Source organism: Variovorax sp. Varisp41, from assembly GCF_047325085.1.
Taxonomy (GTDB): Bacteria; Pseudomonadota; Gammaproteobacteria; order Burkholderiales; family Burkholderiaceae_C; genus Variovorax.
In genome coordinates this window covers 239,346-251,839 of sequence record NZ_CP168541.1, presented here as the reverse complement: position 1 = coordinate 251,839, position 12,494 = coordinate 239,346, and the positions used below count along the sequence as shown (strand labels likewise).

Sequence of the window (12,494 nt, the reverse complement as noted above, 5' to 3'; positions counted from 1 at the left end):
CCGGCACTCCTCAGCCGCCCACGAGGCTGTCGAGCGCCGATGCGCGCCGCGCGGCGCCTTCGCGCGCGGCCGGCGCGAACTCGATCAGCGCGCCATGCGTCTTCGCGAGATCCGGCGCCTCGGGCGACGCCGTGGCCGCGGTGTGCAGCACCAGCGCATACGGCCCCTCCCCGCGCGCGCTGAGCCGCTGCTCCACCGCGCGGCCGATCGGCGTGGCGGCATCGGTCTTCGCGCTGGCGCGCGGCGACGAGAACACCAGCGCGCTGCCGCCGACCGCGATCACGGCCAGCCGCACGCCGCTGCCCGGCAGCGCCACGGCTTCGCCGATATGCACCGCCACCTCGCCATGCCCGTCGCCGAGCAGCGCGCGGTAGCGCTCGAGCGTGGCATCGAGGTCGTGCACCGCGATCGCGAGGCTCGCGACGCCGAGCGCGCCATTGGGATGCGTGCGCGCGTCGCCCTCGGGCACGCGCAGCGCGCGCGGCGTGAGGTCGCCGCACAGGAAAGGCAGGTCGGCCGTCGCGGGCCGCGCGGTCTGCCAACGCAGGCGTTCGCCGTCGGGGCGCACGCGGCCGCCATCGACCGGCCCCTCGAGCGCCAGGCCGCGCGCCCTGGCCTCCTCGACGGTGACCGCGGTGCTGCGCGGCAGCAGCGCGAAGTCGACGATGCCTTCGCCATGGCGCTGCAGCAATTGCCACCAGCGCTCCTCGGGCGAGGGCGCGCGCCAGGCGATCAGCTCGAAGTAGCTGCCGTCCTGGAACACCACCAGCGCGTTGTGCGTGGTGCGGCCCGGATGGTCGCCGCCGCGCAGCACGTGGAAGCCGAGCGCCGCGTAGTCGGCGATGGCGCTCTCGAGGTCGTGCACCGCGATGACGATGTGGTCGAGTTTCAATGACATGGTCGTGTGTTCTCCCTTGGGGACGTATGAAGTTCAGGAGGCGGTGCGCGCGGCGCCGTCGCCGCCCAGGTAGGCATCGCGGATGCGCGGGTCGTCGAGCAGCGCGGCGGCCGGGCCCGAGAGCACGATGCGCCCGGTCTGCAGCACGTAGCCGTGGTGCGCGATCTGCAGCGCGAGGCTGGCGTTCTGCTCGACCATGAAGACCGAGACGCCCTGGGCATTGATGCGCGCGATCAGCTCGAGCACCTTGTCCACGTACAGAGGCGACAGGCCCATGGTCGGCTCGTCCATGCAGATGAGCTGCGGGCGGCCCATGAGCGCGCGCGCCATCGCCACCATCTGCTGCTCGCCGCCCGAGAGCGTGCCGGCCTGGAAATCGATGCGCTCGGCCACGCGCGGGAACAGCTCGAGCATGCGCTCGAGGTCCTCGGCCACCGCGCGGCGGTCGTTGCGCGCATAGGCACCCATCAGCAGGTTCTCGCGCACGGTCATCGCGGGAAACAGCCGGCGCGCCTCGGGCACCGAGCCGATGCCCTGGCGGATGATCTGCGGCGTGCTCAGGCCCAGCGTCGAGACGCCGTCGAACAGCACCTCGCCCGAACGCGGCTTGAGCAGGCCCAGCACGATCTTCATGGTGGTCGACTTGCCGCTGGCATTGCCGCCGAGCAGGCTCACGATCTGGCCCTTGCGCACCTCGATGTCGAGATCGAAATGGGCCTGCACCGGGCCGTAGAAGCTGTTGACCCTGCGCAGCTGGAGCAGCGGATGAGCGGTGGTGCGGGCCGCGGGGCTCGCGGCTAGCGCGGCATGGTCCTCGTCGCGGCCGTCTCCCCACAACGGCGACGGCGGCAGCCCCGTGCGGGCGACGGTGGCGATCATGCGGGCACCGCCTCGGGCCGTGCCCGACCCACCTGCCCCACCTGCCGGTGGCCGAGATAGGCCTCGATCACCGCGGGGTCGTTGCGCACGTCGCCGGGCCGGCCCTCGGCGATCTTGCAGCCGTCGTCGAGCACGGCCACGCGGTCCGACAGCTGCATCACGAGGTCGAGCTTGTGCTCGATCAGCAGGATGGTCTGGCCGCGCGCCTTCAGGCCGCGGATGATCTCGAGCATCTCGGCGGTCTCGCTCTCGTTCATGCCGGCCGTGGGTTCGTCGAGCAGCAGCAGCCGGGGCTGGAGCGCGAGCGCGCGCGCGATCTCCACGCGGCGGCGGTTGGCGTACGAGAGGCTGTAGGCCGGGTGATCGACGCGCGGCGCCAGCCGTTCGCCGAACAGCGCGACGATCTCGAGCGCCTCCCGGCGCAGCGTCTCCTCCTCGCGCCGCACGGCGGCGGGCTGCACCAGCGCGAGCGCCAGTTCGGCCAGCGCGCCCAGGCCCGGCACGCCGCCCACGCGCGGCTTCACGGCGCGCAGCCGGGTGTGCGCGCCGACCAGCACGTTGTCGAGCACCGAGAGGTTGGCGAACACGCGCCCATGCTGGAAGGTCCGCGCCAGCCCGCGCGCGGCGAGCTGCTGCGCGGGCAGGCCCGTGATGTCCCGCCCCTCGAACAGCACCTGCCCTTCGTCGGGCCGGTCCAGGCCGGTCACGAGGTTGAAGAGCGTGGTCTTGCCGGCCCCGTTGGGCCCGATCACGCTGAGCAATTCGCCCTCGCCCACGTGCAGGTCGATCGCGTTCACGGCCGTGAGGCCGCCGAAGCGGCGCACCAGGCCGCGGATCTCAAGCAGCGACGGCATCGCCCGCTTCCTGCGGCGCGCGGGCGGCCTGCGCCTTCGAGTTCACGAGCTTCACCTCGGCGCGGATGGTCTGCGGGTTGCGCAGCAGGTTGAGGATCGGGCAGTTGCGCTCCACTGCCTCGAACAGCGCGTCGATCTCGGCACGGCTCGCGGGCGAATCGATGTGCACCGTGTAGCCGATCTGGTGCGGCCAGATCGGCGTGCTCTCGTGGCCCGGCTTGCCGCCGCGCGGATCGATGAGGCCCGTGACCTCGACCTCGAGGCTCTCGAGCGGCACCTGGCGCTCGGCCGCCTGGATCAGGAAGATGTGCGTGACGCAGGTGCCGAGCACGCCGAGCTGCAGCTCGGGCGAGCTCGGGCCGAGGTCGTAGCCCGCGAAGTTCGGCGGGCTGTCGCTGATGACCTGGTGGTCGCGGATGCGCAGCCGGCGCACGCCGCTGCGGCCCTCGGCCTTCACGCTGGCCTTCAGTTGCAGCGGCTGCGCGCTGCCCGCGTCGACAGCGGCATTGCGCGCCAGCACGGCGGCGCGCTTCTCGGCGAGGTAGTCGTTGAGATGGCTCATGGTGTGGTTCCTTCTTCAGACGGTGCCCAGCAGGCCTTGCGGGCGGAAACGGATCAGCAGCAGCAGCGCGACGCCGTAGATCAGCATGCGGTACTCGGCGGTGACGCGGAACAGTTCGGGCAGGCTCACGAGCGCGACCGCGCCGAGCAGCGCGCCGCTGATGTTCCCGAGCCCGCCGAGGATCACCATGGTGAGCGCGAGGATCGAGATCTGCGAGCCGAAGGTCTCGTGGTTGATGTACGAGTACATGTGGGCCGTGAAGGCGCCGCTCACGCCGGCCGCGAAGCCGCCGAAGCCGAAGGCCAGCGCCTTGTAGCGGTCGGGGCTCACGCCGTAGGCGCGCGCGGCCACCTCGTCCTCGCGCACCGCGCGGAAGGTGCGGCCCAGGTGCGAGCCCAGCAGCCGCCACTGCAGCAGCGCGAGCAGCACCATGGCGCCGAACGAGGCCCAGTAGATCGCGCCGTTGGACGAGGCATCGCGCCCGAACAGCGACAGCGGCGGAATGCCCGAGACGCCGATCGGCCCGCGCGTGAGGCTCTCCCAGTTGAGGATGGTGAGCGCCACGATCTCGCCGATGCCCAGCGTGGCGATCGACACGTAGTGGCCGCGCAGCCGGAAGGCCGGGAAGATCAGCGCGGTGCCGATCAGCGAGGTGAGGATGCCCGCCAGCACGATGCCCGTGCCCACCGGCAGGTGCAGGTCGAGCACCAGCAGCGAGGAAGCATAGGCGCCGATGGCCAGCAGTCCCGCATGGCCGAGCGAGATCTGGCCGACCGTGCCCGCCACCAGCGTGAGGCTCAGCGCCAGCGCGGCATAGAGCCAGGCATTGGTGAGCGTCTGCAGCAGATAGGGTGAGGGATCGAACAGCGGCAGCAGCACCGCGGCCGCGAACAGCGCCACGAGCAGCCGGCGCGGCACGCGCCAGGGTTTGCTCGGCGCGATGAAGGTGCCGGTCAGCGGCTCGGGCGGCAGCGCGCGCTTGCGGCCGAACAGGCCGTTGGGCTTCCACACCAGGATCGCCAGCAGCAGCGCGAAGGCGAACAGGTTGCGATAGGGCGTGCCCAGCAGCGCCACGCCGTAGCTCTCGATCAGCCCCAGCAGCAGGCTGCCGACGATGGCACCCGGCACGTTGCCCACGCCGCCGACCACCGTGGCCACCACGCCCTTGAGCGTGGCCTGGAAGCTCATCGCGGGACTGATGTTGTTGTAGTACATGCCCACCAGCAGGCCCGACAGCCCGCCGAGCGCGGCCGCGATCGCGAACACGGTCTGATTCACGCGGTCGACGTCGACGCCCATCTGCTGCGCCGCGTCGCGGTCCTGCGCGGTGGCGCGCACCGCCCAGCCGAGCCTGGTGAAGCGCAGGAAGCCGAACAGCACGGCCGCGCTCGCGAGGCCGATGCCCGCGATCAGCAGGTCGAGCGCGCCGATGGTGCCGCTGCCGACCTGCAGCCGCCAGTCGGGCAACGCCGTGGGCAGCGCGCGCGGATCGGGGCTGAAGACCAGCTGCACCAGGATGTCGAGCACGAAGCTGATGCCGATGGTGGCCAGCAGCGGCGCGATGCGTGCCGCGCCCTGCAGCGGGCGCAGCCCCACGCGCTCGATCAGCATGCCGAGCGCGCCCGAGCCCAGCACCACCAGCGCGATCGTCACGGGCAGCGGCGTGTGCAGATAAGTGATCGAGGCCCAGCCGATGTAGGCGCCGACGGTGTAGACCGAGCCGTGCGCGAAGTTGATCAGGTGCGAGACGCCGAAGATCAGCGCCAGCCCGACCGCCAGCAACGCATAGATGTTGCCGATGATCAGGCCGTTGACCATGTAGTCGAAGAAGGAGCCGAAGTTCATCGAAGGACCGCCGTCTGCGCGCGCCAGGGTGCGCGGTGCGCGAGACCGATCATTTGGTCGAGGCCAGCGCCGCCTTCTCGTCGAGCTGCGTCCACTTGCCGTCCTTCACCACCAGGTTCACGCTCTTCACGCCGATCACGCGGCGCGTCTGCGGATCGAAGCTGGCCTTGCCGAAGATCACGCTGGGCACGTCCTTGATCTTGTAGAAGGCATCGCGCACCGCCTTGCGGTCGGCGTTGGGCCCGGCCTGGCGCAACGCGGCGGCCGCGTACACCACGGCGTCGTAGGCATAGGCGTTGAAGGCGTCGGGTTCCTTGTCGTACCTGGTGCGGAAGCTCTTCACGAAGTCGCGCACCTCGGCGCGCGGCTCTTCGGGGAAGAAGGCGGTGTTGGTGTGGATGCCGTTGACCGCGGCGCCGCCGAGCTCGATGAACTTCGGCGAATAGACCGACCCCACCGCCGCGATCGGCTGCTTCAGGCCCACGCTGCGCACCTGGCCCGCGATGAGCGCGCCGTCGGGGTAGTAGGAGATCAGCACCAGGCCATCGGGGTTGGCGTCGCGCACGCGCACGAGCGTCGAGCGGAAGTCCTTCTCGTCGGGCTGGTAGCCCTCGGCGATGGCGAGCTGCGCGCCGCGTTCCTGCGCGGCCTTCACCAGCACGTCCTTGCTGGTGCGGCCCCAGTCGGTGTTGAGATAGAGCACCGCGATGCGCTTGAAGCCCAGCGTCTTGACCGCGAGATCGGCCAACAGCGGCTGCGCGTCGGCCTGGCTGATCGACGGGCTCCAGATGTAGTCGCCGCCCTTGGTGAAGTCGGGATGCGAGTTGGTGAAACCCAGTTGCACCAGGCCCGCGCGCTGGTAGATCGGCGACGCCGCCATCGAGGCCGGGCTCGAGAAGTCGCCGAGCTCGATCAGCACGCGCTTGTCGTTCACCAGCTTCTGCGCGATCGCGACCGACTGGCGCGGGTCGCTCTGGCTGTCCTCGAAGTTGTAGGCCAGCGGCCGGCCATGGATGCCGCCCTGCGCGTTGATGTGCTCGAGCGCGAGGTCGAAGCCCGCCTTCCACTGCGCGCCGTACTGCGCGTTCTGGCCGGTCAGCGGACCGCTGACGCCGAACCAGACGGGCTCGCCGCTGGCCGGCGCGGCCAGGACGGGTGCGGACAGCGCGAAGGCGGCGCCGGCCAGCGACAGCGCGGCGATCCGGCGCAGGAAGCGTTGGCGGGAGATCGGTGTTGGCATGGTGTGGGGGTCCCGGGGCATGAAGATCAGGCCGGCCATTCTTCGCGTTGCCCGGGGCCGCTGGAACGAAAAAAAGCGCTGCGCGATATGCGTTTTCCGAGCAAGGCAAGGCGTGCTCTCGACGCTCTCCGCGCTCTTGCAGGCCGGACATATGCATGACCGAAAACATTCGTTGGATAGGCGCGGACCGCGCTTCCACACTCGCCGCTTCGAATATTCCGGTGGAGAAGCCCTGATGACCGACTCTCTTTCCTCGCGCCTGCCGCCTTCGCGCCGCAGCGTCCTTCAAGCCGGCGCCGCTGCCGCCGTCGTGGGCTCCGCGGCCCTGCTCGGCGCCTCGGCCTGGTCGCAACCGCGCAAGCTGACCTTTGCCTGGAGCCAGGCCGGCTTCTGCTTGGCGCCCGTGCCGGTCGCGCTCGAGCGCGGCTTCTTCGAGAAGAACGGGCTCGATGTCGAGCTGCTGAACTGGGCCGGCTCGTCCGACCAGATGCTCGAGGCACTGGCCACCGGCAAGGCCGATGTCGGCGTGGGCCTGATCCATCGCTGGGTCAAGCCGCTGGAAGCCGGCTTCGACGTGAAGGTGGTCGGCAGCGTGCATGGCGGCTGCCTGCGGCTGGTGGGTGCCAAGGCGGCAGGCGTGACCACCGAGCTCGCGAGCCTCAAGGGCAAGACCATCGGCGTGTCGGACCAGAACAGCCCAGCGCGGCAGTTCTATGCGATCCATCTTGCGAAGAAGGGCATCGACATCGACAAGGACGTCGACTGGCGCGTCTATCCGGCCGACCTGCTCGACATCGCCGTGAAGAAGGGCGAGATCCAGGCCATTGCCGATGGCGACCCGAACGTCTACCTGATCGAGAAGCGCAACCCCGGCGTCTTCACCGAGATCGCCAACAGCGCCAAGGGCGAGTACGCCGAGCGCCTGTGCTGCATCGTCGGCGCGCGCGGCGAGTTCGCGCGCAACGACAAGCCACGCGCCGCCGCCACCGTGCGCGCGCTGGCGCAGGCCTCCGACTACGTGGCCGAGAACCCGAACGAGTCGGCGCGCATCTATGCCAAGTACGCGCCCAAGGTCGCGGTGGAAGACCTGCAGAAGCTGTTCACCGAGCTGACCTACAAGCACCATCCGGCGGGCAAGGCGCTGCGCAACGAGGTGGAGGCGTTTGCGACGGACTTCCGGAATGCGGGGATCCTGAAGAAGAGCACGGACGTGGTTCGGTTTGCGAACCACGTGTCGCTGGACGTGCTGGCTTGAGGGGCTACAGGCCGATCAGGAATTCCCCGGCCGTGGCCGCGCAGTGCTCGAAGTCCGGCGCGTACTCCAATGTCGCGATGGCATCGAACGCGGCGCGCAAGCCGGCATGCGGTTGCCGGATCTGTCCGAGAAAGGCGTCCCGGTGGCGCAGCAGGAACGGTGCCGCCGGCAGAAGGTCTAGAGGCTCGCGTTCGATCACGAGTGCAAGGTCGAACAGGTCGCGCGCCGTGACCCGGTCGCCGCGGTGGTACATCTTCTTGGCGATGATCTCGGCGGCTGTCTCCACCTTCACCTGACGGCCGCCGATGTGCCAGATTTCCCAGGCCTTGTCCGGCAGCAGATTGGGAGCGGCCACGAAGTCGACCTCGCCCTCCTCGAACTGCAGCTTGACGAAGGCGCCCGGCTGCTCGGTGTAGTCCTGCGTCAAGTTCGCCGCCGTGTCGCTCAATCGAGGCGTGACATAGCCGAGGTATTGCGGATCGGGCACGAAGATATCGATGTCCTTGCTCAGCCGATGACGGTAGCGGAACATCAGCACGGTCCCGCCGCCCAGGGTCCAGAACGGATCGGCGATGCCACCGTACCGACCGATGTCGTCGAGCAGCGTCAGCGCCCGCGCGAACAGTGCCTCCCAGGGACCGTTGGGCAGTGGTCTCGGCTTCATGCCCACAGCGCCTGCCGGTGCACGGACAAGGACTCCGCGAGCTTCGCCACGTTGCGCCAGACCTGCCGCGGCGGCAGGCGCGCGCGCGAGGCGGTTTCTTCCACGGCCATCACGACGACGGGAATGGGCGCTTCATCGAGCAGATGGGTCAGGTGCGCGGTGAATGGCGGCGGCACGTCGCCGCTCGCCAGGACCTTCTCCAGCGCTTCGGGGCCGAGCTCGCGTGCGTAGCTGACGCTGGCCGTCTTGGCCGCCATCCACAGGCCACGCTTCTTGCGCCGCGCCAGCGTATCCGGCGCGGGGCTGTCCAGCCCCAGCACCGCCATCACCTGGCCCACGCGGTTGACGCCCAGGTCGCCCAGCGCACCGTTCTCCAGGCCGACCAGGGTCTGCCGCGACAGGCCGCTCAGGTGCGCCAGCTGAGACTGGGACAAGCCCAGCTCAGTGCGCCTGGCGCGTACCGCGTGGCCGATGTCGATCAGGTTCATGGCGAAGATTGAATCCGAAATATGTCAAAAATATTGGACATTCTATTCCGGTTGAATCTGAATGCCAAAGAAAAAGACCTAAGCCCGGCCCGAACCACTCCCCTTCGATTCTTCGCATAAGCACATGCGCAAAGAGCGCATGCAACCCATGCGAACTTTCCTAGCATCGGGCGCAGCATCCATTCCACCCAGCGCTCCCGCGCTCCCACGCCATGTCCTCCGTGCTTGCCGCCGAACGGCCGACCGTTGCCGAACCTTCTTCCGTTGTCCCGTTCAGGATCGCCGCGATCGACGCATCGCTCGGCGCCGAGGTCACAGGTCTCGACGCCACGCGCCCGGTGCCGGCCGCGCAGGTGCGTGCGCTCAAGGAGGCGCTGCTCGAGCGGCATGTGCTGGTGCTCAAGCAGCAGCGGCTCGATGACACGCAGTTCGAGCGCCTCGCGAGCTACTTCGGCGCCGTGTTCCGTCCGCCGTCGAACGTGCCGGTGCTCGGCTCCGATCCCTATGGCGGCAACACGCCCGACATCGTGCGGGTGTCGAACGTCGACGGCGGCGTGCTCGGCCATGACGAGCTCGCGGCGCATGCCGACCACCACTGGACGCCGGTGCCGTCGTCGGGTTCGCTGCTCTACGGCATCGAGGTGCCCTCGGAGGGCGGCGACACCACCTGGTACAACCTAGCGGCCGCCTGGGACGAACTCGATGCCGGCACGCAGCGCGAGATCGAGCACCTGCGGCTCATCACCTACAACCCCTTCCTGCGCAAGCTCAAGCCGCTCACCACCGGCTTCCCGCTCTACCGCACGCCCGACATCGCGCCGCTCGAACCCTTCGAGGTGCATCCGCTGGTGCGCACCCATCCCGACAGCGGCCGCCGCATCCTCTACCTGGGCGCGCGCACCGAGGTCGAGATCGTCGGCGTCGATCCGCAGTACGGCGCCGCGCTGATCGCGCGCCTGCGCCAGCACCTGCTGCAGCCGCGCTTCGCCTACACGCACCGCTGGAGCGTGGGCGACATCGTCTACTGGGACAACCAGGCCACGCTGCACGCGCGCAGCGCTTTCGACAACGGCGAGCGCCGCGTGCTCAAGCGCATCAGCCTCTCGGGCAGCCGCCCGTACTGACACCGCCACCGGCCCTCCCCCAAGCGCACCGCCATGCGCGCCACCGCCCCGCGCGGCGGCGCGCGCGCGAGCCAGCCATGCCCCTTCCCCGCCGTCCCATCCTGCTGAACGCGTTCGACATGAACACGCCCAGCCACCTGACCCACGGCCTGTGGCGGCATCCGCGCGACCGCGCCACCGACTACAAGCGGCTGCCCTACTGGCTCGACCTCGCGCGCACGCTCGAGCGCGGGCTGTTCGACGGCCTGTTCCTCGCCGACGTGACCGGCGTCTACGACGTCTGGGGCGGCAACCCCGAGGCCGCGCTGCGCCACGGCATCCAGGTGCCGATCAACGACCCGGCCGTGCTCGTGAGCGCGATGGCCAGCGTCACGCGCCACCTGGGCTTCGGCATCACGGCCACCATCGCGGCCGAGGCGCCGCATGCCTTCGCGCGCCGCATGTCCACGCTCGACCACCTGAGCGAGGGCCGCATCGGCTGGAACATCGTGACCGGCTTCCTCGACAGCTCGGCGCGCGCGCAGGGCGCGGCCGCCGCCACCGGCCACGACCGGCGCTACGACCTGGCCGACGAGTTCATGACGCTGGTCTACCGGCTCTGGGAAGAGAGCTGGGACGACGACGCGGTGATCGCCGACCGCGCGCGCGGCATCTATGCCGACCCCGCGCGCGTGCGCGCCATCCGCCATGCGGGCGAAGGCTGGCGGCTCGATGCGGTGCATCCCTGCGAGCCTTCGCCGCAGCGCACGCCGCTGCTGTTCCAGGCCGGCGCCTCGGCGCGCGGCACGGCCTTCGCGGCACGCCATGCGGAGGTGGTGTTCGTGCCCAACCAGGGCCTGGCCGCCACCGCGGCCGTGGTGCGCAAGCTGCGCGCGGCGCTGGCCGAGGCCGGGCGCGATGCCGACGCGGTGCGCTTCGTGACCACGCTGCTGGTCGTGACCGGGGCCACCGAAGCCGAGGCCCGTGCGCGCTACGAGGAGTACCGCCGCTATGCGCAACCCGAGGCCGGCCTGGTGCAGTTCAGCAGCGCGATCGGCCACGACCTCTCGCGCCACGGCCTCGACGACGCCATCGGCGGCGGCAGCGCCGATGCGATCCAGAGCTCGGTCGCCTCGCTCAAGCGGCCCGGCGGTGCGCAGCTGACCCCGCGCGCGCTGCTCGCGCAGATGCCGCTGGGCGCGCGCCATGCGCCCGTGGTCGGCACGCCCGCGCAGATCGCCGACACCATCGAGGCCTGGGTCTGCGAGGCAGGCATCGACGGCTTCAACCTCGTGCGCACCGTGAGCCCCGAGGGCCTCGAGCATTTCGTCGACCTCGTGGTGCCCGAACTGCAGCGCCGCGGCCTGCACAAGCGCGCCTATGCCGAAGGCAGCTGGCGCGAAAAGATCTTCGGCCCGGACCGAGCCCGGCTGCCGTCCTCCCACACCGGGGTGCGGCGGCGCACCTCCGCATCGCCATGACAGCTCCCTCCTCCCTCTCCACCGGCCCGGTCCACGTCGTGCGCGACGATGCCGAGGCCCTCGCCATCGCGCACCGCCTCGCGGCCGACTTCGCCACCGGTGCCTCCGAGCGCGACCGGCAGCGCCGCCTGCCCTTCGAGGAGGTCGAGCGCTTCTCGGCCAGCGGCCTCTGGGGCATCACGGTGCCGCGCGCCTTCGGCGGCGCCGCGGTCTCGCATGCCACGCTGGCCGAGGTCACGGCACTGATCTCCGAGGCCGATCCCGCGCTCGGCCAGATTCCGCAGAACCACTACTGCCTGGTCGACGCGGTGCGGCTGATCGGCGACGCGCAGCAGCAGAAGTTCTTCTTCCGCGAGGCGATCGAGGGCCGGCGCTTCGGCAACGCGGTGTCGGAAAGCGGCACCGCCAACGCCAAGGTCGTGACCGCGCGGCTGCGTGCCACGCCCGAGGGCCTGCGGCTCGACGGCCGCAAGTTCTACTGCACCGGTGCGCTGTTCGCGCACTGGGTGCCGGTCGCGGCCAGGGACGAGCAGGACAACCAGGTGCTGGTCTACGTCGCGCGTGAGGCGCCGGGTCTCGAGGTCGTCGACGACTGGAGCGGCTTCGGCCAGCGCACCACCGCGAGCGGCACCGTCACGGCCGACAACGTGGCGGTCGGCGCGCTGCAGGTGCTGCCGCGCGCGCAACTGTTCGAGCCGCCGACCATCCACGGCCCGTTCGCGCAGGTGCTGCACGCCGCCATCGATCTCGGCATCGGCCGCGCCGCCATGGCCGACCTGCACCACTGGGTGCGCGAGCGCGCGCGGCCCTGGCCCGACAGCGGCGTGGCGCGCGCGGCCGACGATCCGCTCACGCTCGCGCGCATCGGCCGGCTGGTGATCCAGCAGCACGCGACCGAGGCGCTGCTCGAACGCTCGGGCCACGCGCTCGACCGTGCGCGCGACGAACCCGGCGCCGACCATGTGACCGAGGCCTCGATCGCGGTCGCCGAAGCCAAGGTGCTGAGCACCGAGTTCGCGCTCGAGGCGGCCACCGCGCTGATCGAGCTCGCGGGCACGCAGTCCACGCTGGCCGAGCACAACCTCGATCGCCACTGGCGCAATGCGCGCACCCACACCGTGCACGACCCGGTGCGCTGGAAGCCGCATGCCGTGGGCAATCACTGGCTCAACGGCGCCAGTCCACAACGTCACGCTTCGATCTGATCCTTCCTCGTCTTTCCGAA

Annotated in this window: 12 protein-coding genes; 4 read left to right on the top strand and 8 right to left on the bottom strand. The window is 70.3% G+C overall.

From position 1 onward, the window contains the following. Positions 1–10 precede the first annotated feature (10 nt). From ACEN9J_RS32325 to ACEN9J_RS32300, 6 genes are read right to left on the bottom strand one after another with little or no spacing between them, the layout of a single operon-like run. Positions 11–898: a VOC family protein gene (locus tag ACEN9J_RS32325; protein WP_413765318.1), complete on the bottom strand. Its 888-nt coding sequence runs from the start codon at positions 896–898 to the stop codon at positions 11–13. 33 nt (positions 899–931) lie between these two features. Then, complete coding sequence (locus tag ACEN9J_RS32320; protein ID WP_413765317.1) at positions 932–1,777, bottom strand: ABC transporter ATP-binding protein; 846 nt, start codon at positions 1,775–1,777, stop codon at positions 932–934. Further along, positions 1,774–2,631, bottom strand: a complete 858-nt coding sequence (locus ACEN9J_RS32315) for an ABC transporter ATP-binding protein (protein ID WP_413765316.1) — start codon at positions 2,629–2,631, stop codon at positions 1,774–1,776. The genes ACEN9J_RS32320 and ACEN9J_RS32315 overlap by 4 nt, the downstream gene beginning before the upstream one ends. Further along, positions 2,615–3,193: an OsmC family protein gene (locus tag ACEN9J_RS32310; RefSeq protein ID WP_057592629.1), complete on the bottom strand. Its 579-nt coding sequence runs from the start codon at positions 3,191–3,193 to the stop codon at positions 2,615–2,617. The genes ACEN9J_RS32315 and ACEN9J_RS32310 overlap by 17 nt, the downstream gene beginning before the upstream one ends. A 15-nt stretch (positions 3,194–3,208) precedes the next feature. Beyond that, positions 3,209–5,038 (bottom strand): ABC transporter permease, encoded by a 1,830-nt coding sequence (locus ACEN9J_RS32305; RefSeq protein WP_413765315.1) that lies wholly within the window; start codon positions 5,036–5,038, stop codon positions 3,209–3,211. 49 nt (positions 5,039–5,087) lie between these two features. Continuing rightward, positions 5,088–6,278, bottom strand: a complete 1,191-nt coding sequence (locus ACEN9J_RS32300; RefSeq protein ID WP_296729460.1) for an ABC transporter substrate-binding protein — start codon at positions 6,276–6,278, stop codon at positions 5,088–5,090. Positions 6,279–6,513: 235 nt separating this feature from the next. Here ACEN9J_RS32300 and ACEN9J_RS32295 point away from each other — a divergent pair, with 235 nt between their 5' ends. Next, entirely contained in the window at positions 6,514–7,533 is a 1,020-nt protein-coding gene (locus ACEN9J_RS32295) for an ABC transporter substrate-binding protein (RefSeq protein ID WP_093345876.1), read from the top strand. A gap of 4 nt (positions 7,534–7,537) precedes the next feature. On the opposite strand, the gene ACEN9J_RS32290 is transcribed toward ACEN9J_RS32295, so the two are convergent. Both ACEN9J_RS32290 and ACEN9J_RS32285 read right to left on the bottom strand, forming a co-directional pair. Further along, positions 7,538–8,197: a nucleotidyl transferase AbiEii/AbiGii toxin family protein gene (locus tag ACEN9J_RS32290; protein ID WP_296729455.1), complete on the bottom strand. Its 660-nt coding sequence runs from the start codon at positions 8,195–8,197 to the stop codon at positions 7,538–7,540. After that, the gene (locus tag ACEN9J_RS32285; protein ID WP_296729453.1) at positions 8,194–8,685 is read right to left on the bottom strand and encodes a helix-turn-helix domain-containing protein; all 492 of its coding nucleotides are present in this window, start codon (positions 8,683–8,685) and stop codon (positions 8,194–8,196) included. The genes ACEN9J_RS32290 and ACEN9J_RS32285 overlap by 4 nt, the downstream gene beginning before the upstream one ends. A gap of 212 nt (positions 8,686–8,897) precedes the next feature. Here ACEN9J_RS32285 and ACEN9J_RS32280 point away from each other — a divergent pair, with 212 nt between their 5' ends. From ACEN9J_RS32280 to ACEN9J_RS32270, 3 genes are all read left to right on the top strand, one after another. Next, complete coding sequence (locus ACEN9J_RS32280) at positions 8,898–9,809, top strand: TauD/TfdA dioxygenase family protein (protein ID WP_413765314.1); 912 nt, start codon at positions 8,898–8,900, stop codon at positions 9,807–9,809. 77 nt (positions 9,810–9,886) lie between these two features. Then, positions 9,887–11,269: an LLM class flavin-dependent oxidoreductase gene (locus ACEN9J_RS32275; protein WP_413765313.1), complete on the top strand. Its 1,383-nt coding sequence runs from the start codon at positions 9,887–9,889 to the stop codon at positions 11,267–11,269. After that, complete coding sequence (locus ACEN9J_RS32270; RefSeq protein WP_296729446.1) at positions 11,266–12,474, top strand: SfnB family sulfur acquisition oxidoreductase; 1,209 nt, start codon at positions 11,266–11,268, stop codon at positions 12,472–12,474. The genes ACEN9J_RS32275 and ACEN9J_RS32270 overlap by 4 nt, the downstream gene beginning before the upstream one ends. The last annotated feature ends 20 nt before the right edge of the window (positions 12,475–12,494 follow it).

Bases quoted from the DNA above. Each gene is read 5' to 3' on its own strand.
- ACEN9J_RS32285 (WP_296729453.1), bottom strand. From the start codon at position 8,685: ATGAACCTGATCGACATCGGCCACGCGGTACGCGCCAGGCGCACTGAG.
- ACEN9J_RS32315 (WP_413765316.1), bottom strand. From the start codon at position 2,631: ATGCCGTCGCTGCTTGAGATCCGCGGCCTGGTGCGCCGCTTCGGCGGC.
- ACEN9J_RS32325 (WP_413765318.1), bottom strand. From the start codon at position 898: ATGTCATTGAAACTCGACCACATCGTCATCGCGGTGCACGACCTCGAG.
- ACEN9J_RS32300 (WP_296729460.1), bottom strand. From the start codon at position 6,278: ATGCCAACACCGATCTCCCGCCAACGCTTCCTGCGCCGGATCGCCGCG.
- ACEN9J_RS32305 (WP_413765315.1), bottom strand. From the start codon at position 5,038: ATGAACTTCGGCTCCTTCTTCGACTACATGGTCAACGGCCTGATCATC.
- ACEN9J_RS32290 (WP_296729455.1), bottom strand. From the start codon at position 8,197: ATGAAGCCGAGACCACTGCCCAACGGTCCCTGGGAGGCACTGTTCGCG.
- ACEN9J_RS32275 (WP_413765313.1), top strand. From the start codon at position 9,887: ATGCCCCTTCCCCGCCGTCCCATCCTGCTGAACGCGTTCGACATGAAC.
- ACEN9J_RS32320 (WP_413765317.1), bottom strand. From the start codon at position 1,777: ATGATCGCCACCGTCGCCCGCACGGGGCTGCCGCCGTCGCCGTTGTGG.
- ACEN9J_RS32280 (WP_413765314.1), top strand. From the start codon at position 8,898: ATGTCCTCCGTGCTTGCCGCCGAACGGCCGACCGTTGCCGAACCTTCT.
- ACEN9J_RS32295 (WP_093345876.1), top strand. From the start codon at position 6,514: ATGACCGACTCTCTTTCCTCGCGCCTGCCGCCTTCGCGCCGCAGCGTC.
- ACEN9J_RS32310 (WP_057592629.1), bottom strand. From the start codon at position 3,193: ATGAGCCATCTCAACGACTACCTCGCCGAGAAGCGCGCCGCCGTGCTG.
- ACEN9J_RS32270 (WP_296729446.1), top strand. From the start codon at position 11,266: ATGACAGCTCCCTCCTCCCTCTCCACCGGCCCGGTCCACGTCGTGCGC.